This window comes from Clostridia bacterium, from assembly GCA_017620395.1.
Classification (GTDB): Bacteria; Bacillota; Clostridia; order Oscillospirales; family RGIG8002; genus RGIG8002.
Window position 1 is genome coordinate 1 of the sequence record JAFZQJ010000028.1, and the last position, 26,728, is coordinate 26,728.

The following is a 26,728-nucleotide window of genomic DNA, read 5'->3' on the forward strand; positions in this document are numbered from 1 at the left end:
CCGAGGTACGCTTCCGCGTCCGCCTTCAGCTTCTGCAGGATCATCGCGGAGATCTCCTGCGGGGTGTAGCTCTTGTCGCCGATGACGCTCTTGTGATCGGTGCCCATCTCTCTCTTGATGGAGGAAATGGTCCTGTCGGGGTTGGTTATCGCCTGTCTCTTGGCGACCTGCCCGACCATTCTCTCGCCGGACTTGGCGAAAGCGACTACGGACGGAGTGGTGCGTCCGCCTTCGGCGTTGGCGATGACGACGGGCTCGCCGCCCTCCATGACCGCTACGCAGGAATTGGTTGTTCCGAGGTCGATACCGATGATCTTTGACATAATTATCAATCCTTTCAGAAATTATTATCCATTCAGTTGGCGACCTTTACGGTCGCGGGACGTATTACTGTTTCGCCGAGCCTGTAGCCCTTGCGGAAGACCTGCGCGACGGAGTTCTCCGGCAGGGACTCGTCCTCGACGTGCATAACCGCGTCGTGAAGCTTCGGATCGAAAGATTCGGTCTCGATCTCCTCGACGCCGGCGTCGGCAAGCGCCTTCGCGCACTGCTTCGCGATAAGCTCGACGCCGCTGCGGAGCTTCTCCGCGTCCGCGTTTTCGCTCGCGAGCGCCGCCTCGATGCTGTCGAGCACCGGCAGGAGCTTCGCGACGGTGTCCGCCGCGACGGAGGTATAAAGCTCCGTCTTCTCGCGCGCGGTACGCTTGCGGTAGTTATCGTATTCGGCGGTGGTGCGCAGCAGCAGGTCGTTGACCCTCGCGAGCTCGGCTTCCGCCGCTTCAAGCTTTGTTTTAAGCGCTTCAAGCTCCTTCTTCGAGGATTCCTTTTTCGCGCCGTCCTTCTTCGCCGGCTGACCGGCGGGCTTTTTGACTTCCTTTTCGGAAGCCGGCTTCTTCTCGTTATCCGTCATCCTGATTACCTCTTATCTGTACTCGTCCGAAAGCAGCTCGGAGAGGGTTTTCGCAATGAAATCGACGCTGGCGACGGCGTCGCGGTAGTTCAGGCGCACCGGCCCGATGAGCGCGACGCTGCCCTCGCCGGAGGGCGAATCGTAGCCGCATCCGACGACCGCCGCGTCGGAAAGGCGCTCATCCGCGCTGTCGCTGCCGAGCAGGACGGTCGCGCTGCTGCCGTGGATCCTGCGGAGCAGGTCGCTGAGCGCGTCGCGCCGGTCGAAAAGCTCGACGACGCGGTGCGCGGTAACGGCGTCCGCGCGGTGAAGCAGCTGCGAAACGCCGCCGATGTAGACCGAGCCGCTGTCGCAGTCCGAAAGCGTCGCGAGCGCGGTCGCGAAAAGCGCGTTTCCGTCGCCGCTGAGCTCAAGCTCGCGGCATAGGTCTTCCATTTCCTTCGCGAGCTCGGAGTTGATCTCGCGGTCGGCGAAACGTTCGTTTATCGCCCTGCTGAGCATTTCAAGCTCCTCGGGCGAGACCTCGCCGCGCGTGCGGCAGCTTCGCGGATTCGCCGCGCCGTCGTTCGTCACGGCGACGACGACGTAGACGCAGCTGTCGGCGACGATGAGGTTCATCTTCATCAGCCGCAGGCCCTTTATATACGGGGTTATCGCGACGGAGGCGCACTCCGTCATACGCGAAAGGAGCTGACTGGCGCGGTCGAGGAGCGTGCCCGCGGAGGGAGCTCCGCTGCGCAGCTCGGCGAGAACCTCGGAGCGCACCGCTTCGGGCAGCGGCTCCTTCGGCATAAGCCTGTTGACGAAAAGGCGGTACGCCTCCACGGTGGGAACGCGGCCGGATGAGGTGTGCGGCTGCTCAAGCAGTCCCGCGCGCTCCAACTCCGCCATGTCGTTGCGGATCGTCGCGGAGGAAACGCCGCCGAGCTTTTCGGCAACGAGCTTCGAGCCGACGGGTTCGCCGCTTTCGACGTAGCCGTTGACCACGATGCGCAGTATTTCGTTTCTTCTGTCGCCTATCTCCATTCCGTTCACCCCCGGGGGCTGTCCGTTTCTTTCTCTGTCCGTTAGCACTCTTGACCTCCGAGTGCCAACTCTGTTATTGTACACCTTTTTACACAAAAGTCAATAAATAAATTGTGAAATTTTTGAAAAAACGCCGGAGCGTCCGCAAGACGCTCCGGCGTATGACGTTATATAGCTTTTTTCGACGCTTTAATCCTTCTTCCCGGCGTCAACGACGTTGACGTAGGTGTACGGGATCTCAATGCCGACGGCGATGAGCGCCTCGCGCACGCGGACGTTCACGTCGTCGATAACAAGCTCGGTGCGGACTCCCTTGTCGTAATACACGGTAACGGCGAGGATGAGCGCGCTGTCGGCGAACTGCAGGAAGTACGGCGGCGTATAGCCGGTCTTTTCACTGTGGGTGCGCTTGATGGGCTTGGAGTATTCGCTGCTCTCAACGGCGGCGGCGATGGCGTCCTTCGCCTTCTGCATATCCGTATCGTAGCTGACGGCGTATTTCAGCTGCACCGACTTATCCTTGCGGCCGTAGCTGAAGTTGACCAGCTTCTGCGCGTTCAGCACGCTGTTGGGGATGACTATTCGCTGCGTGTCGACGCCGATGAGCACGACGTGACGGACGTTCATTCCCTCCACCGTTCCGGAGGTGCCGTCGTCGAGCACTATGCGGTCGCCGATTTCGAACGGCTTGTGGATGCTGATCATCAGGCCGGCAAGGATGTCCTTGATGACGTCCTGCGCGGCGAATGCGAGCACGGCGCTGATTATCGCCGTTCCGCCGAGGAGAGTCTGCCATATCGCCTCGAAGCCGCTGAAGAACGAAACCGTTATCACGAACGCCGCGATCACGATAACGACCGCGTTGACGCGCTCAAAGAACACGAGCTGCAGTCCGCCGCGGCGGCGCTGTATCCTGCGGAAAACGGCCTTGTTTATGCGCGTGGCGACCCACGCGAGGAACGCTATCACGACGACTACTCCCGCGTAAGCAAGGATACGCCACGGAAGTTCAAGATTGTTTATAAGCGTACGCAAATCCACATCACCTTCGCTGTCTGTTTGTTTGAACCGATACTATATAATACACCACTTTGCCTCCGTTGCGCAATAGAAAACCGCAAAAAAGCTGAAAATCATGCGCTGTGCGCCGAAACATAGGCGGTATCCGCGTTTCCGCGCTTTCAAAAGGCAAATTTTGATAAAATTGTGTTGACAATCACCGCTTTGTCATATATAATCAAAGTAGACTCTAATTATTACAGAGGAGGAAAATTCTATGTTTTGTCCGAAATGCGGAATGGAGCTGCCCGACGGCTCCCAGTTCTGCCCCGCTTGCGGCGCTCAGTTGGGCGCTCAGGCTCCCGCGCCTCAGGCCGCGCCCCAGCAGGGTGCCAAGCCCGCAGGAATCTTCACCATGCCCAGCGTCGGAAGCTTCGCCGCGATGTTTGTCGCTCTGCTTTGCTTCATCTTCGGTTTCCTGCCGCTCATCAGCTCTAAGTACGGCGGATCCGCCGGTCTGTTCTCCGGCGGCAGCGCGTTCGATGTTAACGTGCTGCTTGGTTTCGGCAAGATCTTCATGATCATCCAGATCATCCTGTTCTTCGTGTATCTTGCTTCCCAGTTCGTTGATTTCAACAAGTTCCTCAACATCCCCTTCAAAGTATCCGAAAAAATGCCTATCATTTATTTCGCGTGCTTTGGCGTAGCGCTTCTCTTCACCTTCATCGGAGCGCTTATCGGCGTCAGCGGATTCCACTTCTCCCCCGCCGTCTGCTGGTACTTCGCGGTTGTCTTCTGCATCTGCGGATTCGTGCTTGTTTTCAAGCCCGACCTGCTCAACGGCCTCATCAAGAAGCAGTAATCCAAGACTCAACTTCAAAAAGAACCGCCGATATCGGCGGTTCTTTTTTTACGCGCAAAAGCGCGGATATTGCGGTTTTCCGGCGCAGCCGGAGGTATATTTTGTGTACGCGTCGCAGCGTGTCGCCGCAGGTCGAACGGTTCTCGGGCGCATTATGCGGAAAACGCTTGAAAACCCGTGAAGCGTGCATTATAATACAAGAAGACCGAAGAAAAAGGCAACTCACGACCGCAAAAAAACAATATTTGAGAGGAGCTCGCAGTATGAAGTACAAGGTGCTTATTGCGGACGAATGCTTCGGAAACAGCGACGAAGCAAAGCGCATTCTCAAAGGGTATGATATGCAGGCGGTTTTCTGCGGAAGGGACGGCAGAGAGGTCATAAAAATGACAGAGGATCTCAAGCCGGACGCAGTTGTGATGAATATGGCGATGCGCAGCATAGACGCGCTCGGCGTTCTTTCGCTGATGAAGGCGAGGAAGGACGCGCCCGGGTTCATAGTGACCTATTCGGGAAGCGACGGCGCGGCCGCCGCCGAGGCCGTCGAGCAGGGCGCGGCATACTGCCTCGAGCTGCCCGTCGACAGGCATTTGCTCGCGGCGCGGCTCGATATGCTGCGAATGCGGAACGACGTCAGGCGTATGATAAGCGCGCCGCCGGAACGGAAGCTCGACGCGGAAGCGGAAATCACGGAGCTGCTCCATACGCTCGCCGTACCGGCGCACATAAAGGGATACCAGTATCTTCGTGAAGCGATCTCGCTTACGCTCCGGAATATGGACCTGATAAACTCCGTGACGAAGGAGCTCTATCCGATGGTCGCAAAGCGCTTCGGCACGACGCCTTCGCGCGCGGAACGCGCGATACGGCACGCGATAGAGGTCGCGTGGGACCGCGGCGACGTCGACGTGCTCAACGGATTTTTCGGCTACACGATACGCTCCGACCGCGGCAAGCCGACGAACAGCGAATTCATAGCGCTCGTCGCCGACAAGCTGCGGCTGAAAGCGATCTGAACGGTAACTGTCAAAAAAGGACCGTACCAAATTGATTTGGTACGGTCCTTTTTTGTTGCAAAGCGTCAGTTGACGTCCGTCAGCTTCAGGTGCTTGATCTTGCGCAGCGCGATCATATTCACGACGACGGTGAATATCACCGTGATGACCGCCGCGGCGCCCCACGCGAGGAAGTTCACGCTCCGGTCGAACTGCAGGAAGTTCTGCTCGAGCGTGCGTATGATGGCGTAGCCGATGCCGGCTCCGGCGAGGACGCCGAGGATAACGCCGAGCGCCGTCGTCACGAAGGTCTCGCGCAGGACGTAGCCCTTCGCCTCTTTGACGCTGAAGCCGTTGATCCGCATTACTGTCAGCTCGCGCTTCTTGTGCAGGATATACATATTCGTCAGGTTCATCAGCACGACGCCGGCGAGCACCGCCGCGATGAAGATAAAGAGCGCCACGACGGCGTCCGCCATCGAAGTCGAAGTTTCGACTATCGTCCTGTCGGCGTCCGCGCGGGTCACGGTATCGAAACCTTCCACGTTATGCAGCTTTTCGGTGAGCTGAGCTTCGTCCGCGCCGTTCAGGTCGACGAGGAAAGCGTTAGAGGGGCAGTAATCAAAGAAAAGCGACCAGTAATAATCCTTGCTCATTACTATCGTTCTGCCGATATAATTCTCGAAGACGCCGCCGACCCTCACGAAGACCGTCCGCGCACCGAGCGTGAGGTCGAATTCGCTGCCGACGTCAAGCCCGAACATTTCCGCGGTGCGCCGCTGTATCAGCACGCCCTCGTTCGTCGCGAAGAGCGGCTTGCCGCTTCTCCAGTCGTTCAGGTGCATGAAATTGTTTATCGGGTCGATGCTGCCGCAGATGAGCTCGCCCATCTGCATATCTTCCGCGTTATAAGTGACGTCCGCGCGGTAAACGTCTGTGAAGTCCACGCCTTCGTCGATCAGTATTTCACAGAATTTTTCGCGTCTTTCTTCCAGGTAGTCCGGCTCGTATTTAACTACGATATCATAGTCGGTCACGCCGCCGTACTGCTTATCGACGCAGCCCTTCATGGCGGAGCGGAGCGTGAGACCGACGACTATCAGCGCGCAGCATCCCGCCACGCTGACGATTGTTACGATAACGCGCTTCAGATCGCTGCGCATATTCAGAAGGATGAGGCGCGAATAGAGCGAAAGTCCGCGCCTGCCGCCCTGGCCCTTTCTGCCCGCGGGCATCTTATCCTGCATCAGCCTTACCGCCGGCTCACGCAGCAGCTTCGTGCAGGCGAACCATACCGCGACGGCGGCCATTACCGCGGCGGCGGCGATGACCAGCACCGTCGGGAGCAGCATGAAGCGCGGCTTTGATATATCGAAGAAATAGTACTTGTTCAATCCGTTCAGCAGGAACGGCTCTACGCCTAAGCGCGCGGCGGCGACTCCGAGGATTATGCCGAGCACCGTCGGCGAAACACCGAAGATGAGATACTTCGCGAATATTTCCTTATTGAAGAAGCCGAGCGCCTTCGTCGTGCCGATAAGCTTTCTGTGCTCGTCGACCATCTTGCCGACCGTGGCGAAGATAACGAGCGCGCCGACGATTATGAAAAGGAGGGAGAAGGTCATCTTTATGCTTGAGATGCTCTCGCTGCCCATTCGCAGCTGCGAGAAGCTCGCGTTTCCGTTGCCGGCGAAGGAAATCCAGCGGCACGGCGGGATCGAATCGACCTTTTCACGCGCTTTGTAGTATTGCTCTCTTCCGTTGTCGAGCTCGACCTGGCCGTCTTCGATCTGCTTTTCGCCGTCGTCGAGCTTCTTCTGACCGTCGTCGATCTGCGCTTGTCCGTTCGCGGCTTCCGCGACGCCTTTTTCGTATTTCGCTTTCTGCGCCAGATACTCTTCCAGCCCGGCCTGATACTCTTTCACTCCGTCGTTATACTTCGCCTCGCCCGCATCGAACTGCGCCTTGCCGTCTTCGTATTTCGCAAGGCCGTCGCGGTACTGAACGAGGCCGGCTACGTATTCGTCGTGGCCTTTGTCCCATTGAGCGCATGCGTCGGCGAGCAAGTTGTAATCCTTCAGCATCGCGGAGGCGTTGCTCACAAGCGTGGCGCGGACGACGTCCATATCGTATTCGCCGTCTCCGGTGCGCGGAGGCTCGCTTAACATAGAGACCTTATAGAGCGCGACGAGCAGCTTGTCGGATATGCTCTCGGAATTGACTATCGCGCCGGCGACGTCCTCTATCGCTCTGCCGAGGTCGACTCTCAAGCTGTCGGTGAGCCAGAGATAACGCGCCGTTTCGGCGGGATCGTCGGCGTTCGCCTTTTCAACTTCCGCCCATCGTATCAGACTGTAGCCCTCGCCGTCCTTGAAGGCGAGCTTGTAGGCTTCCTTGAAGATATCGCGTATCTTCGCTTTGCCCTCCTCTATTGCGTCGAAGCCGTCCTCCAGCTCCTTTTTGGCGCTGTCGAGCTTCGCCTTTGCGGCGTCGAGCTCCTTTTTGCCGTCGACGAGCTTGACCCTCTCGGTATCGAGCGTCTTTTTTGCGGCGTCGAGCTCTTTTTTGCCCGCCTCTATCTTTACGCGTGCGTCGTCAAGGGCGGTCTTGCCGAAATCGAGCTTGACCTCGGCGTCGTGCAGCTCTATTATTCCGTCGATCAGCTCGGAGGTTTTTTCCGTTATTTCGCGGCGCGCGTCCTCAAGCTGTTTTTCCGCGTCGTCCAGCTTCTTTTCGTTCTCGTCAAGCTCGGCGTTCCAGCCGCCGCGCACGAACTCGTCGCGTTTCTCCGCGCGTTCGACCGCGATTTCATCGATCCTCTCCATAACGGCGTTGACAAGCTTGTTGTATTTCGCGGAAAAGCGGTTTATGCCGTCCGGCTTGTCGATGACGAGCTCCGCCCGCATGAAGCAGCCGTCGAGCTCCTCGTCGTCGAACGCCTCCCACTTGACGACGGCGTAAGGCACGTTCGGGACGATGGAGTTCACGTGATCGGGGTGTTTGACGACGCCGACGATGACGAATTCGTTGACTTTAAGATGTTCGGCTTTTTTCTTGCCCTCGGCGTCGTAGAGGGTTATCCTGTCGCCGATACGGAGTCCCAGATTCTGTGAGGCGAACTCTTCTATCGCGCATTCGGAAACCTCCTGCGGCATACGCCCCTCGATAAGTTCCGCGACGTTGATGCGCTCGGTAACGGTTATCGCCTGGATATCCTCGCGCATATCGCCTTTCGGGATCTTCGCGTCGGTCAGGCGTATCGGCTCGGCGTCCGTGACGCCCTCGATCCCGCGGAGCGCCTCGAGATCCTCCTGCGTGAACATCAGCGTCGAAATGACCTCGATATCGCGGAAGTTGTACTTGTTATACAGCTCCGAACCGTTTATGCGCATCGCGTTCGCCGAAAAATCGATGCCGAGGAAGGTGGTGGCGCCGATCATTGCGATTATTACGATGGAAAGGAACGATACCTTTTGTTTCCATATGTTCCTTATCGCGTCTTTTAACTGCGTTTTTTTCATATGCGGTCACCAGACGAGCTCTTCCGCGTGGAGCGGATGCATATTCTTCTTTATGCTGGCGATCTTGCCGTTGCGGACCTTGACCACGCGGTCGGCCATCTTCGCGATCTCGGGGTTGTGGGTGACCATCATAACGGTCGAACCGTGGTTCCTGACTATATCCTCGATCACCTTGAGGACCTCGATGCTCGTCGTATAGTCGAGCGCCGCTGTCGGCTCGTCCGCGAGGATGAGTTTCGGATTCTTGACGAGGGCGCGGGCGATCGAAACGCGCTGCTGCTGACCGCCGGACATCTGGCCGGGGTAGTTGTTCGCCTTGTCCTTCAGCCCGACCTTGTCGAGCGCTTCGAGCGGGGGCATGGAGCCGTCCACCAGCTCCGCGATGAACTGGACGTTCTCGAGCGCCGTCAGGTTCGGCATTAGGTTGTAGGACTGGAATATGAAGCCGACGTACTGCCTGCGGTACTGCGTAAGGTCGGCGTCGGAGGGATGCGAAAAGTCCCTGCCCTCGATCGTGAGCGCGCCTTCGGTGAGGAAGTCCATGCCGCCGACTATGTTCATCATCGTGGATTTGCCGCAGCCGGATTCGCCCAGCACCACGACGAACTCGTTCTTGTATATTTCGAGGTTGACGCCCTTGAGCACGCGGGAAACGCCGTCGCCGGACGGGAACTCCTTGACGACGTCCTTCAGCTCGGCGAGCACCTCTTTCTTTTCGCCGAGGTCGACCGCGAGCCCTTTTTCCTCGACGGTAATGGCGGCCAGAGCGGCCATCTGCTCGCAAAGCCGGAGCTCGTCGTCGTCGAAATGTCCGCCGTTCTTCTTGTTGACTATCTGGATGCAGCCGATCACGTCGTGAAGGTTATTCAGCGGCACGCAGATCATCGTCTTCGTCTGCAGGCCGTTGTCGTCGAAGACAGAACTGTCGAAGCGCGGATCGTTGAACGCGTCGGCGATTATTACGGACTTGCCCGTTTTCGTCACGGCGCCCTCGATCCCGAGTCCGTTCTCGACGGTGATTCCCGAGACGTCCGCCGGACCGATGTGGAAAATCGGGCTGAGGCGGTCCGTATTCTTATCCAGGATCCAGATCGCGCCCGCCTCGCTGTTGAGAGTTTCAACTATGATCTCGAGACTGCCCGAGAGGGCGTCCTCGATATTCTCCACGTTCAGCAGCTGCTCCATTATCCGCCACGTCGCTTTTGTAAATCTCTTTTCTTCCGCCATTATGCCGCATCTCCTTTTTTGTCGGGAACGATAGCCGTGTATATAATATGATTATTTTATACGAATCCCGCGATTATTGCAAGATAAAACCGCGTATTTTTGCGTTTTTTTGCGCCGGAGCGCGCGGGAGCGCAAAACAAAGAAGCGCCCGCAAAGCGGACGCTTCTCGCATGGAGCTGTTGACGGGATTCGGACCCGTGACCTCCGCCTTACCAAGGCGGTGCGCTACCAACTGTGCCACAACAGCAGCAACGAATATTATATAAGCGCGGGTAGAAAAAGTCAAGTGTTTTTTTATATTTTTTTGACATCTTGAAAATTTTGCTTGACAAGCGGGCCGCGTTGTAATATAATCACAATTACGGCTGTTGCCGAGAATACGGCGGTATAGCTCAGTTGGCTAGAGCATTCGGTTCATACCCGGAGTGTCGTTGGTTCGAGTCCAACTACCGCTACCACAGGGAAGACGATCCGCGAGTGTCGTCTTTCCTTTTTGTTCCACGAAATACCGAAATCGGACGCGATAATATTGACTGTTTCACGCGGATATGCTATAATGCCGGTGTGAATAATAATATTCAGGAGGTATTATTATGGAACCCGCAACGATCGTAATCATAGCCGTCGCCGCATTCGTGGTGCTCTTCATCCTCGCCAATATGAAGATAGTGCCGCAGGCGCACGAGTACGTCATCGAATTCCTCGGCAAGTACAAGACCACGTGGGCGGCCGGTTTCCACGTGCTGATCCCGTTCTTCGAGCGCATCGCCCGCAGGATCACGCTGAAGGAGCAGGTGCTCGACTCCCCGCCGCAGCCCGTTATCACGAAGGATAACGTCACGATGCAGATCGACACCGTCGTCTATTTCAAGGTGTTCGACTCCAAGCTTTTCACCTACGGCGCGGTCAACCCCATCAGCGCGCTCGAGAACCTCACCGCAACGACGCTGCGTAACATCGTCGGCGAGCTGGAGCTCGACGGAACGCTCACCAGCCGCGACACGATCAACGCCAAGATGACCGAGATCCTCGACGAAGCCACCGACCAATGGGGCATCAAGGTCAGCCGCGTTGAGCTGAAAAACATCATCCCGCCCAGAGAGATCCAGGTCGCGATGGAGAAGCAGATGAAGGCGGAACGCGACCGCCGCGAAACCCTGCTTCAGGCGGAAGGCCACAAGGCCGCCGCGATCACCCGCGCGGAGGGCGACAAGCAGGCTATGATCCTCGCCGCCGAGGGCGAACGCGACGCGCGTATCGCCCGCGCGGAAGGCGAAGCGAAGGCCATCTACCTCGCGAAAAAGGCGGAAGCCGACGGCATTCAGGCGCTCAAGGACGCCGGAGCCGACGCCGCCGTCATCGAACTTAAAAAGTACGACGCGCTCGTCCGCATGGCGGACGGCAAGGCGTCCAAGATAATCATTCCCACCGACGCGGTGGAGGCCGTCAACCGCAGCGTGCTCTTCTCCGAGGTCACCGGTCTCGGCGACGTGACGAAGCCCGCGCCCGAAGCGCCGCAGCCGCCTAAGGCCGACTACTGCTGCGACGACGATCCGCGCACCTGACGCGGATACTGCATAACGGAGGAACCGATATGAAAAAACGACTGATACTTTGTCTGCTTCTTATAGCTTCCGTGCTGCTGACATTCGGCTGCGGCTCCGGAAGTGAGACCGCCTCCGGCGGAAGCGGCTCCGGCGCCGGCAGCAGCGAGAAGGAAAGCTCGTCCGCCGGCTCGGTCGTCAGCTTCGATTGGGGCGAAAAAGAGGAGTTCACCGACCCGCTCGCCTACGAAGACGACGGAATCACGTTGAAGCTGCCCGCGAATCATCAGGGCAATCTCTTCACCGATATGGGCGTCAGCTGCATGGTCGAGGTCGACCGCTACGACGCCGACGTCGTCGCCTACCACGAATATGACAACGAGGCTCCGATCCAGACGAAGACCGTCAACGGACGCACCTACGAATACCAGGAGATCATAAACCACTACGGTATGCCCGACTGGTGCATCTACGTTATAAAGATCGCCTTCACCGAGAGCAGAAACCAGATGGAGTGGAGCTATTACCGCATCCTTTACACCGTCTATAAAGAGGGTTATGACGCCTCGCAGGTCGAGAAGTTCATGAACACCCTCGAGTTTAAGTGGTATTGATAAGTCAGGGAAATACAGCGAAAGCCGCTCCGATCGGAGCGGCTTTTCTTTGCGGTTTTCGGTCTGTTATTCTCCGGATTCTTCCTCCGGCGGAGATGCCGGGCAGGTTCAGCGCGTCGTCGGAGTTCGGTACGGACGCTTCGCCCGCGAGTCTGCGGCGGCGTCTGCGCGCGACGGCTCGCACTTGAACTATTTGCCGCTTCCGCCGAAAGATATGGCGGCAAGGATCTGAGCAATCGACAGTATTATCCCGACGGAGATGAGGATAAACCCCGCCTGTCCCTTATCCATTTCAAAAAGCACGGCCGCGGCAACGAAAAGTCCTACAGTGACGGCAACCACGGTATACGCGATTATTGCCGCGATAACGCGGCGCTTCTTCGATCCGCGCTTTTCCTCCGGCGCGTTGAGGTTTATGAGCTCCGCATACATTGAAACGAACATCTCGCCGAGTTCCGCGATAAATTCCATATACATCATCCTTGCTGCCGGTTATCTGTTTCAATTTATTATACCATAATTACAACTGAAAAGCAACCGCTTGAAAGACAGCCGCCGAAACCGGCGGCTGTCTGAATAAGTCCGCGTTAAAACGCTTATGCGACGGTTATCCCGCCGTTCACCGCGACGAAGGGTACGTCTGTGTTTTCGCGATCCTTGAGGGCAGCAACATCGACAACTATATGCTTAAAACCTGACGCTCCGGACGGAATATCAAACTTCATTACAAAGAGATATTCGTAATTATTGCCCTCCTCTTTTTTGGAAGAGAGTGACGTCGTGATTGTGCCGTTCTTTGCGGTAGTATCATCCATATAAAAATTGATCTTCTCTCCGGCATTGATTTCATCATTCAAAACCGGATTCGTTTCGTAACCCTTGTAAATCAATCCGGCCGGATCAAAAAACAATTGCATACTAACCCAGTTCCATTTGCTGGCAGCGTTAACAATAATCTTGACTTCTACTCCCTTTGCGCCGGGAGCAGCTTCGACCGTCTCTACACTGACTGTCACTTTGGCAGCCGGATCCTTAACAGTAACATTGTAGGTTGTCGTCGCACCGCCATAAGAGACCGTAAGCACTTGAGTGCCGACAATGGAGTTATCAAAACCGCTGACCATATCTACGGTCATCGGGAGCCGTTCGTTCCAACCATCGTATATAGCCATGATCGTACCACCCGAAACATCCAGTTCATCGCTGACTTTATATGCCGTCTTCGGCAAATTGACCACTACTATTCTCAATGCCGCCGTATTATTCTCTACAACGGTAATATTAAATGTAGCCTTTTTCCCATGATATGTTACTGTAAGAGTATACGTACCGGCGGTGGAGCTGTCAAAGCCGCTGACCATATCCGCGGCGGTCATTGCGACCGTATCAGAAAAGTTGTCACCGTAGAAAACCGTGATTTCTCCGCCGGTAACATCAAGCGCTTCGCCGATTCTATAGAGCGTCTTCGGCGGCTTGGTCACTACTATGCTCAATACCGTATTATTCTCTAAAACGGTAATAACAAATGTATCCCTTTTGCCATGATATGTTACTGTAAGAGTATGCGTGCCGGCGGCGGAGCTGTCAAAGCCACTGACCATATCCGCGGCGGTCATTGCGACCGTTTCGGAAGTGTTGTCACTGTAGTAAACCGTGATTTCTCCGCCGGTAACATCAAGCGCTTCGCCGATTCTATAGGTCGTCTTCGGCAGCTTGGTCACTACTATTTCCGCAAGCGTTGCGGCATGGCCGCCGTCGAGCGAGCTCGGAGTCGCCAGCTTCGCGGCGACGCGAAGGATCGCGAGGGCGTCGGAGACGGTGATCACGCCGTCGCCGTCGATATCGCAGGCGGCAAGCAACGTTTCCGTCGGCTCCGCAAGCTTCGCCGCAACGCGCAGCGCCGCGAGCGCGTCGGAAACCGTTGTTTCGCCGTCGCCGTCCGGATCGCCTTTTGTGACGGCACCGATAAGAACGAAAGGCACTCCGTTATTGATCGCATAATTATGAGCACGCGAACCCTCGTATACCCTCAACGTCGTAGGATAATACGCTTCGCGTTCACCGTCGCCATCCTCGTCTTTCCAAGACACGAACGCCTCGTCGCCGATACCGGTGTTACGACTCAATATTGTTATGCTCTTCAAATTTGAACAGTTTTCGAACGCCCAGGCGCCGATGAAAAGGAGTGTGTCGCTTGTGTCAAGTATTTCGGCGCTCGTCAGGCCGGTGCAGCCGGAAAACGCCAACTGCCCTATGTTCACAACACCTTCCGGAATTGAAACGCTCGTCAGACCGGTACAACCCTGAAACGTCGCCTCGCTTATGCTCCTCACGCTGCCGTCTGCGGGAATAACGCTGTTTTTGCAGCCGGCAATCAGAGACTTGTACCTCGTATCTATAAGGCAATTTCCGGAAACGTGATAGTTTGGGTTGTTTTCCGCTATCGTTATGGTTTCAAGATTCGGACATTCGGCGAACATGGCGCCTCCCGCGCTCTCCAAACCGCTGCCTATCGAAACGGACGTCAGACCCGTGCAGCCGAAGAACAACTCATCGCCAAGCCATACCACGCTGTCGGGTATCACGACGGACGTCAGGCCGGTGCAGCCGGAAAACGCGCCATATTCAATTGTTTGGACTCCTTCGTGCAGTGCTGTGTCGGTCAGACCGGTACATCCGTAAAACGCGTAACTATATATGTTTTTAAGACTGTCCGGTATGCTGATGCTCGTCAACTCTGCGCAACCATAGAACGCATAGCACCCGATGCTTGTCACGCCCTCCGATATGATAACGCTTTTAACGGCTCTTCCCCACGGCGCAGGATAATCCTCCCATATAAAATAGTCTTCCATTTGCCCCGTTCCGCTTATAGTCAGGACGCCGTCTTCGAGCGTCCACGTGAGATTATCGCCGCAGGTGCCGCTTTCGGCGCGGACTATCATCCCTGCCGGAAGCAAAGCGAGCAGCATCGCCGCCGTCAGTATCGCGGAAATGATCTTGGTGAGCTTTTTCATAATATTACCTCCGTTAGTTCACATAAACACGATAATTCTATTGATACGATTGAGTATATCTATATTATATAGTACCCCCCCCCCGAATTTGTCAAGGGGTTTTACGAAATATTTAACCACAGATAACAAATACTTAATTACAGATAATAAAACAAGCTATTGACCGGCAAAGCGGCATATATCGAAAAAAACCCCCTCTGCAGGGGGCTTTTTATTTGTTCTTTATTCTTCATTATCCTCCGGCGGAGGGTCGGCGGAGATGCCGGGCAGGTTCAGCGCGTCGCCGGAGCCGGACTTTACGTTCGCCTCGCCCGCGAGGCGGCGCCTGCGGCGCTTGCGCGCGGCAAGCAGGATTATCAGCAGCGCGATGAGCAGAACGAGCGCTCCGGCGCCGATAAAGACGTAAAGCTTGTATTCCTCGTAAAACTCGAGCAGCTTATCGAAGAATCCGGGGTCGTCCGCCTTCGGCTCGGTTTTCTTCTTTTTGTCGGACTTGCCCCCGTCCTTCTTGGTGTCGGCGGAAGCTTCCTTGACCTTCATCTCGTAGCCGTTCTTTTTCGCGTATTTATACGCGTAGGTACCGTCGGTAACGGTCAGGACGATCCCGTCGTTATCGGCGAACGCGTAACTGCCGATAGATTCGACGTTATCGCTGAGCGTCAGCTTGGTTATGCCCGTGCGGCGAAGGGCGCTCTCGCCTATCTCCGTGACCGCGTCGGGAAGCTCGAGTCCGCCGAGCTCCTCGCAGCCGTAGAAGGCGTAGTGGCCGATGACCTTAACGTTTTTGCCCAGCTCGACGCTGCTGAGACGCGTGCAGTATTCGAACGCGCCTGCGCCGATCTTTTCGCAGTTGACGCTCACGCTCTTGATTTTTTCGCAGGCGCCGAAGGAATAGTCTCCGACCTCGGCTCCGTCCGGAATGCCGACGCTTCGCAGCTTCGGACAGCCGTAAAACGCCCAGTCGCCTATCTTTTTGACGCTGTCCGGCACCGTGACGCGCTCAAGCTCCGCGCAGCCGAAAAAGGCGCTGTCGCCTATCTGCTGCACGCCGTCGGAAATCACGACCTCTTCGATCCGTTCGTCGGCGTAAAAGACGTCCGCGACGGTCTTGACGTAACCCGGGATCTCGACCGTGGTGCGGTTGCTCCCGAGGTAGGCGACGAGCACTCCGTCGCCCAGCACGACGAAGTCTTCGTCGGAATGCGTGGTCGTGTAAGTCGGGTAAAACGCGCGGCGCCCGATGTCTGAGAGCTTCTCCGGCACGCGCAGCACCTTCAGGTTCAGGCACCATGAGAAGGCTCCCGCGCCGACCTTTTTGACGCTGTCGGGAATGTATACCTCGCGCAGGATCTCGCAATCGTAAAACGCGTTTCTGCCGATCTCTTTGACGGAGGACGGGATGGTGACCCGCGCCAGATCCTTATTCGTGAAAAACGCGTGAGGCGCGATCTTCGTCACGCCTTCCGGTATGTCGAACTCGGTCGAATGCGCAGGCGGATGGAGCTGGAGCGTCTTGCCCTTGTTTTTGTAAAGCACGCCGTCGACGGAGGTGTAGACCTCGTTGCCCGGCTCTACGGTGACGCTCTTCAGCCTCGTGCAGAGGCAGAACTGCTCGTCGGTTATATCCTTCATCGCCTTGGGAAGGTGAACGGTCTTTATTCTGTCGTCTTCGTTGAAGACGTTGCGGCGTATCTGCGCCGCCGGCAGTCCGCCGAGCGTTTCCGGTATCACGAGGTCGCCGCCCTTGCCGGTATAACCGACGATGAGCGCGTTGCTTCCGTTGACTATGTAGCAGTAATCGCCGTCGTAAAGGATGTTTTCGTCCTTTTCGCCGTCCTCTCCGCGCGGCTCCGCGAAAGCGCAGAACGTACAAGCAGAAAGCGCCGTTATCAGCGCGAGCAGCAGGCACAGCAGTTTTTCGGTTGTCTTTTTCACGAAAATAGCCATAGGTTTCTCCGCAAATCAGATTTCAGTAAGGACAATTATCCATTCCGTTACTCATTATAAAACGGAAATATATTGATTTTATGAGAGATTGTTAAAAAAAGTGCAAAATCGCGTCAACCGAGCGACGCGGCCTTGCGAAGGATGAGAAGCGCGTCGGAAACGGTCGGAACTCCGTCGCCGTCGAGGTCGCCGGCGATCCGGACGCGGCGGGCGGGCGTTTTCAGTCCCAGCGCGGAACGCAGCGCAAATAACGCGTCCGCGACGGTGACTTCACCGTCGCCGTCGAGGTCGCCTTCCGCGAGCGGCTGAGCCGCTCCGACGGCGAAGACGCCGGAGGAAGCTGATTGCAGCGAAGCCTTCCAGACCTTCGCACCAGCGAGGTCATCGACGCGGATCGCGCAGTTTTCCGCGGTCGAGGTCGCGCTGCCGAGCGCGACCGATGAGGACGGATCGTAAGCCGCAAAGCCGAGCAGCTTTATCACTCGCGGGCTCTCAACGTATTCGACCGGCATGGTGTAGTTTTCCTCGTTGATGTCCCAGTAGTAATAGCCGCCGTCCGCGTCGACGTTATGGCCGAGCGACATCTCGTATTTCTCACGCGAGGCGGAGAAGCAGCGGCTGGTTATCGTTCCGTCTCCGACGGTCATATAGCGGAAAAGTCCGCTGCCGCCGTCGCGCCATCTGTACCACATCACGGGGTCCATCTGGTAGCACTGGAGCAGTTCGGTGACGTTTCTGCCGTCGTAAGCGGCGCGTGTGCGCCTCGCAACTCCCGGCTCATGGCCGCAGAGGATCAGGCGAACGTTTTCGTTATCCTGAAGGTAGGCGTTCCAGAAGCTCTCGGCGTTCACGTACTGCGTCAGGAACTCCGCCTGCGGCGTCAGGTATCCGTGGAAGCAGACAACCGCCGTGCGGTTACGGTAGGTCGAAAGCACGCGGTTCGCCCACTTTATCGTGGCGGTGGAGGTTTCGTCTGTCCAGCCGATATAGAGGAATATGAAATCCTTGCCTCCGAGGGTTATCAGGTCGTAGTGGTTGATATTGTCGTTAAGACCGCCGCCGTACCAGGCGCATCCGCCGTAATACTTCTCGCCGAAGTATTTCTGCCACATCCTGAAATCCGGGTGCCACACCTCGTGGTTGCCGGGGAGGATGCCGTTCGGCAGACCGGTATCGTAGATGCGCTGATATATCTGCTGCGCGACGACGTATTCCTGTTCCTCGTTCATCGTGTTGACCGTGTCGCCGGTGTTGACCATATACGCGATATCGCCCGCGAGGTAGTCGGCGGCGATCTGATCGAACTGCTCCTCCATATAGAACTGTATATCCCTGTGCCCCGTATCCCAGTCTTTTTCGATATAGTATTGCGTATCCGTCGTCCATGCGAAGGTGTCGGAGCCGTTATCGACGGTGAAAAGCCCGACGCGGAAGCGAACGTTGCCGTTATCCGCGTAGGCGGCGGTCGGGACGTCTGCGGCGAGCGTTACGGACGGCGCGTCGACAAGCGCGTCGGCGAGCTTCACCCACTCGCCCGAGGCCGGGTCGAGCACGCTGAGCACGAGCGTTTCGCCCATGTTCGCGCCGCCGGTGAAGGAAACGGTAAAGCTTTCCTTTTCGTAACCGGAAACGTCGACGTCGAAGGTCTGCGACGGGTATTTCCCGCCGGTCGCGGAGGTCACGGAGTAGGCGGATATCGGCTCTTCGGTCACGCCGTCCGAGCCGACGGCGGTCACGGGCAGGGCGTCCGTGTAGCCGGTGAAGGTCACCGGTTCGCCGGCGGAACCGAGCAGATCGACGTCAAGCACGGCGGAGCCGCCGCTGCGCGTCACGGAGAATTCGCCGAACGAGTCGGCGGCGGAAAGATAAAACGCGAAGGATCCCTGCGCGGTAAAGCCCGCGCGGTCGGTCGCCTTCCACGCAACACGGTGCATTCCCGCATCTTCGCCGGAAAGCGGTTTCGGAAGCGTAACGGGTATTCCGTCCAGCCGCACCTCCGTCGTTTCAACGCCGGAGGCGGCGTCGGCGATCTTCAGGTCGAGCGCCGCGCCGGGCGCGGCGACCGCGCCGTCCTCGATCGAAGAGGATACAAGATACGGCGCGGCGGAATCAAACACTGCCTTCTGCTCAAACGCCAGACGCGTGCCGACGGTCATGCGCAGAGTGTGCGCGCCGTCGCCGTAATCGGCCGTGTCGAGCGTGCATACGGTGTTGCGGTCGCCGTAGGCGTCGATTCGTTCGGAATCGGGCGCGATCGCTTCGCCGTCGACCGTCAGGCGCGGGAAAACGCCTCCCATGGTACGCAGATTGAATTCGCGCGCTCCGGTATAAACGCCGCTTTCATCGGCGTCCCAGAGATCTTCGTGGTATTCGCGGAAAACGCTCATCGAGCCGACGTAGTAGTAAGCGTCCGCGGAAACCCCGTCTTCCGGAGTCACGACGAAGCAGAGCGCGTTTACCCGCGGCAGATATTTCGACATAAAAAGTTCGGGATCGGCGGTGAAACCGTCGACGCATTCCGCGCCGTCCCAGCAGACATACGCGAAGCCGTCCCCGCCTACGGGATAATCCTTTGTCTCAAACACGAAGCCTTTATCGTAATCGGCGTACAACGCCGCCGCGGACTGCCCGCGCGACGGAGTCACGGCAGCGCGGACACGGACCGAGCCGCGCAGCGGCGCGGAGGTCGAGCCGGTACCCGTCATAACACGGATACGTATCCCGTCGCTGTCGGCGGGCGAAACCTCGCCGAACGCGTTAATAGTATTTCCGGAAGCGGCAGGATCGATATGCGCTCCCTGCGCGAACGGATCGTCGAAACTCGAATCCGGCGCGCGGCAGGTCGCAACGCTGAAGCTTTCGTAATCCGAAGACGCGCCCTTCACGCGGATGCCCTTCGTCACCTCCGGCGCGGCGTCGCCGCCGTCGAATGCGGCCGGCGCCTTCACGGCGTTGATATAAACCGTCGCGAGCGCGATGCGGTTATAGCCGGAAAAACCACTCAACTCGGTAAAGATATAGCTTTCTTCCGCGCCGGACGCGAAGTAAAACGCGCCGGAAACGACGGAAAACGCGATGAGCATACTACAAATCAGCGCTGTCAGACGCAGCGCCTTTTTTGTTTTAACCGAATTTTTCCCGAGCTTCATTACGCTCACCCCCGTGTTTTTTTCAAAGCAGTCCCGCGGCGCGGCGCAGGATGCGCAGCGCGTCGCTGACGGTCACTTCTCCGTCGCCGTCGACGTCCGCGGCGAACCAGCGCTTCGCGGTCACGCCGTCGTACAGTCCGACGGACATGCGCAGCGCGGCGAGCGCGTCGGCAACTGAAAGCGCTCCGTCGCCGTCGACGTCCGCGGCGGTGAAGGACACGCCGGAAAAGACGACGTCGCGGTTTTCGGAAGCGGCGCTTCCTTTTCCGCTGACGGCGACGACGCAGACTCTCGCGCTTTCGCCTGCGGCGCGCGGAAGCGCACCGGTATATTCTCTCACGCCGCCGTCAAGTTCGGCGAGCGTTTCGCCGTCGGCGCGGATGATGAAACCGTCCGCCGACGCGTTATCAGGCAGTTCCCAGCGGACCGTGAGCGTGCTGTTCGCGCCGTACGCGCCGGTTATGACCGGCTGCGGCGCGGATCCGCACTCCGACGGATAGACCGGAGAGGTCACGCCGCCGCAAACGACGTACCAGAGCCCCTCGGGGAGACCGGTGAAACTCGCCGTGCCGTTCGTTACGACCGCGGAAGCCGCCTGCTCGCCTTCTTCAGCGGTGCGCGCCGTGAATGAGAAGGTTTCAACGCGGCGTTCGTTGTCGATCAGCCGGACCGGCATAGTGTAGTTTTCCTCGTCCATATCCCAGTAGTAATACCCGCCGTCCGCGTCCGGATCACGCTTGTAGACTCTGATATAATCGTCCTTCGAAATCGTGAACGTGCGGTTGGTAAGAGTTCCGTCTCCGATGGTGACGTAGCGGAACAGACCGCTGCCGCCCTCAAGCCACTGCCACCACATGTTTGACGGCGAACCCGACTGATAGTCGTGAAGCATTTCAAGCACCGGCCGCCCGTCCGAGGTATATCGGATGTTCCTGGCCGTGCCCGGCTCGTGTCCGCACATTATCATGGCCAGATTGGGGCAGTCCTCGGCGATTGCCCAGAATTTGCGGGCGGTGTTGAAAAGTATCTCGCCGTCGGTGCCGAGGTAACCGTGGACCGCAAGGATGCCCGTGCGGTTCGGATAGGCGTTGAAAACGCGGCGCGCCCACGCGGTCGCTTCCGTGTTGTTCTCCATCGTCCAGCCGAGGCAGACGACGATGAGGTCGCGGCCGCCGACGGTCACAAGGTCGTAGTGACCGCGGTTGTCGTTGAAATCGCCGCCCCACCAGTCCTGATAATCATAGTATTTCGCGCCGTAATAGGGGCACCAGTTCGTCCAGTTGGCGTCGTGATTGCCGGCGACGACTCCGTTGGGAACGTTCGCATCGTCAAGGATATTGCTCAGTTCGCGGCACTCCGCAAACATAGCCGCGTTGTTCGGCTCGTCGGAGATGTCGCCGGTATTAAGCACGTAGCCGATCTTGCCTTCGCCGTATTCCTCGACGAAAAGCCCGAACTGATCGCGTATGTAATACGTGTAATCGCGGTAGGAACCGTCCTCATAGTTATGCTGGACCATATGCTGCCCGTCGGTGCACCACGCGAACGTATCCGCGCCGTTATCTACGGAAAGCAGGCTGACGCGGAACTTCATCTTGCCGTCGGACACGCGGTCCGCGAGCGGGGCGGCGGCGGAAAGCGTTACGCTGTTCGCCTCCATACGGGCGCGGGCGAGTTCCTCCCAGCGCGACTCCGTTTCGTTATACACCGTCAGGCGGAGCGTTTCTCCGACGTTCGCCGCGGCGGCGGCTGAAACGTAGATCTCGTCTCCGGCAACGCCGGAAACGTCAGCTTCGAACGCCTGATACGGATATTTCTCGTCGAGAGTCACCGTCTTTGCGCGGCCGGTGAACGCCGCTTCGCCCGCGGGAGTTTTCGCGGAAAGCTCGCCGAGCGCGACGGCGTTTTCGTACGCGGTCACCGGCAAGGCTCCGCCGGCGCTGTAAGCGTAAGCCGTCACGCCGTTCGCGCCGCTTATTTCAACGGCCGCGGCGCCCGCGTCCGCGGAAAAGCCTCCGTATGAAACGCCGCTTCCGACGTTGAAGATTATCGAACCGTTTTTCGTCATTCCGGCGCAGTCGGTTATGGAATACGTGAGCGAATGGGCTCCCGCGGCGAGCCCGGAGTAGGAATAAGGCAGCGCTATCGGAGCGCCGTCCAGCCTTACGGAAAACGCGAATATGCCGCTTTCGCCGTCTGCGGCGCGCATATCGACCGTGCCGCGCGCGGCCTGAACGCTGCCATGCGTTATGCTGCTGCGGGCAATATACGGAGGCGTGTTATCGAAGCAGATATTCTTTTCGCAAACGCGCTCGCCGTCGAGCAGCAGGCGGAAGGCGTGGTTTCCGTCGCCCGCGGCGGCGGTGTCGACGCGGTATTCTATCCTGCTCAGCCCGTAGGAATCGGTGCGGACTGTTTTTTCATAATAGACCGGCATAGGTTTGCCGTCCATTTCGAGCGCGAGCGTTCCTTCGTGCTCCGAGATGCCGGAGATCGTCACCGTTCCCCCGCAGACGTCGTCCGCGGAGACATAAACGTCGTATTCGCGGCGCTCGCGGTAAGCGCGCAGTCCGCCGACGTAGTAGAAGTCGCCCGCGTTTATCGCGGCGTCCGGAGTTATGATTATATTCAGCACGCTCACGAGCGGCAGATAATCGGAGAGGAAGTCCGCATCGTCGGGAGTTCTGCCGTCGACCGGATGCGCCTTTTCAAAAAGCACGTTCACAAAGCCGTCCGCTCCGATATCGTAATCCGGAGTCTCAAAGACGAAGCCTTCCTCGTATTCTGCGTAAACGTCTCCGGTCGACTTCCCCTTAGCCGGAGCTGTTCCGAACTGCAGACGAGCCTTGCCCGCGACCGCGGTCACGGAGCCGGAGACGCCGGTCGCGACGCAGAAGCGAACGCCGACGCTGTCGGAGAGATCGACGCCGTCAAAAACGCCGTATGTCTTTCCGGATGCGACCGGATACAGATGCGCGCCGTCGGCAAACGGATCCGCGAAGCTCGAGTCGGGCAGGCGGCAGGAGGCGATGCTGAAGCTGTTGACGCCTTCCGCCGGCTCCGTCGCCGTCACGCGCACGCTTTTGCCGAGCCCCTCCGCCGGCATTTCCACAGTCGCGGGCTGCGGAGATTTCACGCCGGAAAGCCCGACCATCGCGAGCGCAACGCGGTTATAAGAATCAAAGCCCTGCATATCCGCGCAGATATATTCGGATCCCGCCGCCGAAACAAACGGAACGGCCGCGAATATACCGGTAACCATCAGGACACAAATCAAAAAAGCAATCAACCTTTTCGTCTTCATACGTCACCTCCGACATGTTAATGCGCATATATTTACAGTTTAATTATATTATTTCCCCCTTGGCGATTTCTTGTCGGTGTGTGACTATTTTACGAATCCGTGATATTTTCAGGCCGTTTTTGTCTCAATTTTATTATTATATATGTTGACTTGACGAACGGCGTATGGTATCATTAGTATGAAGTATGTTCAGTTATTGTGGGATAGATTCGGAGGGATTATGAGAAAGATCGCGGCGTTTTCGGTAATAATCGCGCTGGCGTGCTCCGTCTTTGCGGGAACGGCCTTCTTTGCGTCCGCCGTTACGGCTCAAGAGGCGATGGCCGCGGCGAAGCCCGAGCTCTACGGACTCTACACCGCGCAGAGCGCGGGTCTGCTTCGCGACGCTTACGACAGAACCTCCGCCGCGCTCGAAGCCGGCAGAAGCGGAGCCGAAGAGGCTTCTGCGCTTTCCGCCGCTCTCGACGCGCTCGTCCCCGTCGAAGACTACAGGCGCGGAACACTGCTCGGATTCGACGGCGTTACGGACGAAGACTTGGCCGCGATGAGACTCAACCGCGGGAGCGTTTCCGTTTCCGACGGCGCCGTTTCGATAACCGGCGAAGGAACGCTCCGTTACTGCAACGCCGTTCGCGGCGGCATCGCCGGCGGCTCGCCTTTCGGTATCGCGACGCCGGAATACGACGGCTTCGCGATAAAAATAAACTCCGCCTCCGACGCGGCGCTCGACCTTGAAATAGGCAGACGCGGCAGTCCGGACGACTGCGTTTTCACTATTTCCGATATATACGTTTCCGCGGGAGAAAGGTATTACCTATTCCCGTTCAGCCGTTTCGGCGACCTGCCGCTCGACGGCACGCTGAACTATATATCCCTGACCTTCAGCGGAACGCAGGAGGTCTCGTTCTCCGACCTGCACGCGGCCGCCTCATCGGACGACGCCGTCAGGCGCTCCACGACCGAAACTCCCTTGACGTCGCAGAATTTCTCGCCGACTGCTTTTTATAAAATCCTGCAGCGCGACACCGATCTCGCGCTGACGATGAACGACACCTCCGGAGGCCAGGACCGCTTCACCTTCACCGAAAACGCGGAAAACGACGATTCGCAGCTGTGGCAGATATGCCGCGATCCCGTTATGACGTCGAGATTCAGGATAACGAACAAGAAGTTCGGTACTTCGATAGCGAAAGCTCCGTCCGGTGATATGACTCTCAGCGCAAAGGTCGCCGACTACACGGATGATTTGCAGAAATGGTCCTGCTCCTACAGCAGGACAAAGGGATTCCACTTTTATCTCAGCGGCGTCGGCAAGCTGAGCTACAGCGGCACTCACGCCCGCTTCGCCGGCCCCGGCACGGCAACAAGATATTTCGACGTCCTCTGCGCCGGTGATGAAGAGTGGACGCAGGTCTGGAGCGACGAATTCGACACGCTCGACCGCAGCGTATGGTACGTCGTGAACTCCAAGAACCGCGGCGATACCGAGCCGATGTTCAACCGCGACAGTCCGAACAACGTATATACGGAAAACGGCAACCTCGTCATCAAGACGATAAAGGAAGATTATCGCGGCTACCACGCCACAAGCGCATACCTGACCACCGAGGACAAGATCCATTTCTCCTACGGCAGATTCGAGATGCGCGCCAGGCTCCCCGAAGGGCGCAAGATCTGGCCGGCGTTCTGGCTGATGGGCGACGACAACGTCTGGCCCTACTGCGCGGAGATCGACGTCGTCGAAGCAGTCGGCTCCGGCCCCGACGACGACTGGCTCGGCGACCGGCGCTCCATCGCGACGTTCCACTACTGCAACGCCGGGAATCACTACGAGATCGGCGGATGGAGCGACTTCAATATCCTGACGCACACCGAGAAACTCTCGGAAAACTACCATATTTACGCTGTCGAATGGGAATACGACCAGATACGCTGGTATTTCGACGATACGCTTTACCTGACTGTCAACGTCGAGGGCGACGCGCTGAAAAACGCCCTGCAGGAAAACCCGATGTTTATGATACTCGACACCTCCATCGAAGGCCCCGGCAACAACCGTCTGCCCGATGGAATGCCCGACGAGGCTTATTTCTATATCGATTATATCCGCTACTGCAAGCCCTCGACATCGGCGGCGCCCGCGGACAGTTTGCCGTATGAATACGTCAGCAGCTCCCCCGATTTTCATCAGATCATCTGGTCGCCTGCAAACGTAGGCGCGGTCAACATTGAAAAAAATATGTTCGTCTATAACGACGCCGCCTGCAACACGAGCGTTTTCAACCTGACGGAGATGAAGCGCGTTGCTTTCAGAAACCTCACGCAGTCCGGCTGGACGATGGCAAGCGCGGTCTCCGCCGACGGAAGCACACTCGCCTTCGGCAGGCAGAGCAGGTTCACGGTATGCGACTCCAATCTCAACGTGCCTTATAACGAAGACGCCCCGCTTGAATTCCCCGCGCTCGCGCTCAGCAACGACGGCTCGCGGCTGTACTACGGCGGCGTGCCAAGAAGCAACGGCGAGGAATTCGCTGAACGGTTCCATATTTACGACACCGTGAATATGCAATGGCTGAGCAGCGAATACACCGGCAGCTGGGTGGATTCCATCGCCGTCCGCGACGACGACGTCTACGCCTACGGCTGCTTCAACGGGCTCGTGCGCGTGCGCTCCGCAAGCGGCGGAGATCTCGGAGAATTCAACGCGGGGGGCAGAGCGCTTTCGCTCGCGTTTTCGCCCGACCGCAGGAAGCTCTACGCCGCCTGCGGCGATCAGAAGATATACGTTTATGATATTGAAACCCGCTCCGCTCGCGTATTCGCGTCATGCGGGGACGAAATCTACCGCGTCGCCGTTTCGCCCGACGGAACGCGCGTTACCGCCGCCTGCGGAGACGCCTGCGCTCGCGTTTACGACACCGCGACGGGGCGGCTCGTCGCGCGTCCCTGCCTCGGCGACCTCGCGGTGACCTACGTCGACTACTCGCTCGACGGCAAGCTGCTCGCGCTCTGCGGTCTCGACGCCAAAGTCGGCGTCTACCGCGCTGACGACGGACTGCCGCTCGCGCTTCTGAGCAACACCGACAGCACATGCTGGTACAACACCGTCGCGATCAGCGCGGATAATACCTCGGTCATGGCGATACGCGGCGTGGAAAACTTCAACTCCGCCGTTTCCGGCTGGAAGCTCCCCGCCGACCTGCTCCCCGCGGACGGAGGCGACTCATCCGCGCTGGACGCGCTTCCCTGTTACGACGAAACCGCATACACTCCCGAAAGCTACGCGCCTTACGCCGCTGCGCTGAAAAACGCGCACGCGGTCAGGGCGAACAGATACTCCTCGCAGTCCGATATCGACTCGGCGGCCGCCGCCGTTTCCGCCGCGGCCGAAGGGCTCGTTGAGCTTGATTACATGAAGGGCGACTTCGACTTTGACGGCGAGATCACCGTTTCAGACGCGCTCGCCGCGCTCCGCATCGCCGCGAAGCTCGCGGACGAAACGCCGGAAAGCGTTCTTATCGGCGACATCGACGGCGACGGACACGTCACCGTTTCCGACGCGCTTGCGATACTCCGCGTAGCCGCCAAACTTGCAGACGCGCTTTAAGGAGGA

At 57.9% G+C, this 26,728-nt stretch carries 16 protein-coding genes and 2 tRNA genes; 6 read left to right on the forward strand and 12 right to left on the reverse strand.

Going from position 1 to position 26,728, the window contains the following annotated elements:
- The 4 genes from J5441_06640 to J5441_06655 all read right to left on the reverse strand — a co-directional run.
- A partial coding sequence (locus J5441_06640; GenBank protein MBO4934823.1) for an Hsp70 family protein occupies positions 1-323 on the reverse strand: 323 nt, incomplete at its 3' end.
- Between the two features lie 32 nt (positions 324-355).
- Positions 356-910 carry a nucleotide exchange factor GrpE gene (gene grpE / locus J5441_06645; GenBank protein MBO4934824.1) on the reverse strand — a complete coding sequence of 185 codons (555 nt, stop codon included), beginning with the start codon at positions 908-910 and terminating at the stop codon, positions 356-358.
- A gap of 12 nt (positions 911-922) precedes the next feature.
- On the reverse strand, positions 923-1,936 hold the full coding sequence (hrcA, locus tag J5441_06650; GenBank protein MBO4934825.1) for a heat-inducible transcription repressor HrcA: 1,014 nt from the start codon (positions 1,934-1,936) through the stop codon (positions 923-925).
- Between the two features lie 189 nt (positions 1,937-2,125).
- Positions 2,126-2,971 (reverse strand): mechanosensitive ion channel family protein, encoded by an 846-nt coding sequence (locus tag J5441_06655; GenBank protein MBO4934826.1) that lies wholly within the window; start codon positions 2,969-2,971, stop codon positions 2,126-2,128.
- Positions 2,972-3,212: 241 nt separating this feature from the next.
- Between J5441_06655 and J5441_06660 the strand changes: the two genes are divergently transcribed.
- Positions 3,213-3,797 (forward strand): zinc ribbon domain-containing protein, encoded by a 585-nt coding sequence (locus J5441_06660; protein MBO4934827.1) that lies wholly within the window; start codon positions 3,213-3,215, stop codon positions 3,795-3,797.
- 263 nt (positions 3,798-4,060) lie between these two features.
- Positions 4,061-4,813: a sporulation transcription factor Spo0A gene (spo0A, locus tag J5441_06665; protein ID MBO4934828.1), complete on the forward strand. Its 753-nt coding sequence runs from the start codon at positions 4,061-4,063 to the stop codon at positions 4,811-4,813.
- A gap of 65 nt (positions 4,814-4,878) precedes the next feature.
- Here the strand turns inward: spo0A and J5441_06670 are convergent, their stop codons facing one another.
- From J5441_06670 to J5441_06680, 3 genes are all read right to left on the reverse strand, one after another.
- Positions 4,879-8,313 carry an FtsX-like permease family protein gene (locus J5441_06670; GenBank protein MBO4934829.1) on the reverse strand — a complete coding sequence of 1,145 codons (3,435 nt, stop codon included), beginning with the start codon at positions 8,311-8,313 and terminating at the stop codon, positions 4,879-4,881.
- 6 nt (positions 8,314-8,319) lie between these two features.
- A complete protein-coding gene (locus J5441_06675) occupies positions 8,320-9,540 on the reverse strand; it encodes an ATP-binding cassette domain-containing protein (protein ID MBO4934830.1) in 1,221 nt (406 codons plus the stop codon).
- A 171-nt stretch (positions 9,541-9,711) separates the two neighbouring features.
- A tRNA-Thr gene (locus J5441_06680) sits at positions 9,712-9,787 on the reverse strand.
- 134 nt (positions 9,788-9,921) lie between these two features.
- On the opposite strand from J5441_06680, the gene J5441_06685 reads away from it, so the two are divergent.
- From J5441_06685 to J5441_06695, 3 genes are all read left to right on the forward strand, one after another.
- Positions 9,922-9,998: transfer RNA gene (locus J5441_06685), tRNA-Met, on the forward strand.
- Positions 9,999-10,133: 135 nt separating this feature from the next.
- On the forward strand, positions 10,134-11,105 hold the full coding sequence (locus J5441_06690) for an SPFH/Band 7/PHB domain protein (GenBank protein MBO4934831.1): 972 nt from the start codon (positions 10,134-10,136) through the stop codon (positions 11,103-11,105).
- A 29-nt stretch (positions 11,106-11,134) separates the two neighbouring features.
- Positions 11,135-11,698: a hypothetical protein gene (locus J5441_06695; GenBank protein ID MBO4934832.1), complete on the forward strand. Its 564-nt coding sequence runs from the start codon at positions 11,135-11,137 to the stop codon at positions 11,696-11,698.
- A gap of 189 nt (positions 11,699-11,887) precedes the next feature.
- Here the strand turns inward: J5441_06695 and J5441_06700 are convergent, their stop codons facing one another.
- From J5441_06700 to J5441_06720, 5 genes are all read right to left on the reverse strand, one after another.
- On the reverse strand, positions 11,888-12,169 hold the full coding sequence (locus J5441_06700) for a hypothetical protein (GenBank protein MBO4934833.1): 282 nt from the start codon (positions 12,167-12,169) through the stop codon (positions 11,888-11,890).
- 125 nt (positions 12,170-12,294) lie between these two features.
- On the reverse strand, positions 12,295-14,715 hold the full coding sequence (locus J5441_06705) for a leucine-rich repeat protein (protein ID MBO4934834.1): 2,421 nt from the start codon (positions 14,713-14,715) through the stop codon (positions 12,295-12,297).
- Positions 14,716-14,937: 222 nt separating this feature from the next.
- On the reverse strand, positions 14,938-16,662 hold the full coding sequence (locus tag J5441_06710; protein ID MBO4934835.1) for a leucine-rich repeat domain-containing protein: 1,725 nt from the start codon (positions 16,660-16,662) through the stop codon (positions 14,938-14,940).
- A gap of 113 nt (positions 16,663-16,775) precedes the next feature.
- Complete coding sequence (locus J5441_06715) at positions 16,776-19,811, reverse strand: metallophosphoesterase (protein ID MBO4934836.1); 3,036 nt, start codon at positions 19,809-19,811, stop codon at positions 16,776-16,778.
- 22 nt (positions 19,812-19,833) lie between these two features.
- A complete protein-coding gene (locus J5441_06720; protein MBO4934837.1) occupies positions 19,834-23,115 on the reverse strand; it encodes a hypothetical protein in 3,282 nt (1,093 codons plus the stop codon).
- Positions 23,116-23,335: 220 nt separating this feature from the next.
- Between J5441_06720 and J5441_06725 the strand changes: the two genes are divergently transcribed.
- Positions 23,336-26,722: a family 16 glycosylhydrolase gene (locus J5441_06725; GenBank protein ID MBO4934838.1), complete on the forward strand. Its 3,387-nt coding sequence runs from the start codon at positions 23,336-23,338 to the stop codon at positions 26,720-26,722.
- Positions 26,723-26,728: the final 6 nt, after the last annotated feature.

Bases quoted from the DNA above. Each gene is read 5' to 3' on its own strand.
- J5441_06720 (MBO4934837.1), bottom strand. From the start codon at position 23,115: ATGAAGACGAAAAGGTTGATTGCTTTTTTGATTTGTGTCCTGATGGTT.
- J5441_06695 (MBO4934832.1), top strand. From the start codon at position 11,135: ATGAAAAAACGACTGATACTTTGTCTGCTTCTTATAGCTTCCGTGCTG.
- J5441_06690 (MBO4934831.1), top strand. From the start codon at position 10,134: ATGGAACCCGCAACGATCGTAATCATAGCCGTCGCCGCATTCGTGGTG.
- J5441_06700 (MBO4934833.1), bottom strand. From the start codon at position 12,169: ATGGAATTTATCGCGGAACTCGGCGAGATGTTCGTTTCAATGTATGCG.
- J5441_06660 (MBO4934827.1), top strand. From the start codon at position 3,213: ATGTTTTGTCCGAAATGCGGAATGGAGCTGCCCGACGGCTCCCAGTTC.
- J5441_06725 (MBO4934838.1), top strand. From the start codon at position 23,336: ATGAGAAAGATCGCGGCGTTTTCGGTAATAATCGCGCTGGCGTGCTCC.
- J5441_06670 (MBO4934829.1), bottom strand. From the start codon at position 8,313: ATGAAAAAAACGCAGTTAAAAGACGCGATAAGGAACATATGGAAACAA.
- J5441_06705 (MBO4934834.1), bottom strand. From the start codon at position 14,715: ATGAAAAAGCTCACCAAGATCATTTCCGCGATACTGACGGCGGCGATG.
- hrcA (MBO4934825.1), bottom strand. From the start codon at position 1,936: ATGGAGATAGGCGACAGAAGAAACGAAATACTGCGCATCGTGGTCAAC.
- J5441_06710 (MBO4934835.1), bottom strand. From the start codon at position 16,662: ATGGCTATTTTCGTGAAAAAGACAACCGAAAAACTGCTGTGCCTGCTG.
- grpE (MBO4934824.1), bottom strand. From the start codon at position 910: ATGACGGATAACGAGAAGAAGCCGGCTTCCGAAAAGGAAGTCAAAAAG.
- J5441_06675 (MBO4934830.1), bottom strand. From the start codon at position 9,540: ATGGCGGAAGAAAAGAGATTTACAAAAGCGACGTGGCGGATAATGGAG.
- J5441_06715 (MBO4934836.1), bottom strand. From the start codon at position 19,811: ATGAAGCTCGGGAAAAATTCGGTTAAAACAAAAAAGGCGCTGCGTCTG.
- spo0A (MBO4934828.1), top strand. From the start codon at position 4,061: ATGAAGTACAAGGTGCTTATTGCGGACGAATGCTTCGGAAACAGCGAC.